The sequence below is a fragment of the Sphingobacterium sp. T2 genome (genome assembly GCF_000814685.1).
GTDB classification, from domain to species: domain Bacteria; phylum Bacteroidota; class Bacteroidia; order Sphingobacteriales; family Sphingobacteriaceae; genus Sphingobacterium; species Sphingobacterium thermophilum.
The window spans coordinates 1-1,302 of the sequence record NZ_JXAC01000279.1 but is presented as its reverse complement, the minus strand read 5'-3'; the positions used below and the strand labels follow the sequence as shown (position 1 = coordinate 1,302).

The window sequence follows — 1,302 nt, the reverse complement described above, 5'->3', positions numbered from 1 at the left end:
CCGGCTGGACATTGGCTTATCTGATGCACATCAATTCGATAGAGCCTATGATGATGTAAAAGGTAATTTCGAAACACTCCCTTATGGTGAGCCTGTAAACGTTATTGTACAGACCTTACCTAATAACAAGTTTTTCCTGCTTAGCAATAAAGAAAACGAAACTTTCCGACTGGTAAATGAACTTCTAAGCAAGAAAGAAAAGGTGTACCGCACCGTCGAGGGTAATTTTATAATAGCCAACAATTCCGTTTCCAAACAAATACTATCTGCATCAGGTGTTGTCGTAGCGGGAGTAGACAAGCTTCCTAAAGAAACGAAAGTACTAAAACCGCTACGCATAGCACTTTGGGACACCTACGGAGGCAGCATGCCTTCAGGTTGGATACGCTTCCTCTTTGAGAAGTATGGATTCAATTTCGAATTGGTTTTCGCTCCAGACTTGGACAAAGGAAATCTCAATGCGAAATATGATGTCATCGTATTGCCTAGCAATGCTATAATCCGTCCAGAAAGTAACTTACCAAACAACAAGCCGAACAATATTCCAGAGCCTTACGCTTCACAGTGGGGAAGTATGACTATAGAAAAGACCCTTCCACAACTGGAACAGTTCATCAAAAACGGTGGACATATTATTGCGGTGGGCAACAGCGCCAAAATTGCCGAGGATCTGAAAATAGGCGTGACAAACCACCTTGTAGATGCCCAAGGCAAACCGTTGAAACGTGAAATATTCTATACTCCAGGTTCTGTACTTACGGCAGCTATAGACATCAATACAGTATCTGGCAAAGGTTACCCTCAACAAATAGACCTATACTTCAGTAACAATAACGTCTATAAAATCAACGACCCACATATCAAACCTATACTTTGGTTCTCTTCGGAAAAAGTATTGAAGAGTGGCTGGTCATGGGGTGAAAAATACCTCAAAGATGGCGTCATAGGTTTTGAGAAACAGATCGAAAAAGGAAAGTTGACGATTTTCACGCCGGACATCACCTTCCGGGCTCAGACACATGGCACATTTAAGCTGCTTTTCAACAATCTATATTAACACAAAAAAGAGCAAGTCTTTGAAGTGCACCCTAAAAGTTGGACAAAGTTAAAAATTAATTGTCTATGTGATGAGCTCGATATTTTATCGGGCTCATTCCTTTTAGATTGAGTTTTATTCGATCGTTGTTATAGTATTCAATGTAGTTCTTTATATCCCGTTTAAGTTCATCGATTTCATGGTACTTTTTGAGATAGAATAGTTCAGATTTTATAATACCGAAGAAGTTCTCAATAATGGCATTA

General features: G+C 39.7%; 1 protein-coding gene and 1 pseudogene. One reads left to right on the top strand and one right to left on the bottom strand.

What is annotated here, in order from left to right:
* Positions 1-1,057, top strand: a pseudogene (locus SD31_RS17705) (peptidase); the annotation flags it as partial.
* 55 nt (positions 1,058-1,112) lie between these two features.
* Here the strand turns inward: SD31_RS17705 and SD31_RS14035 are convergent.
* Positions 1,113-1,302 (bottom strand): IS3 family transposase (locus SD31_RS14035; protein ID WP_039054578.1); only part of this gene is annotated, 190 nt, incomplete at its 5' end.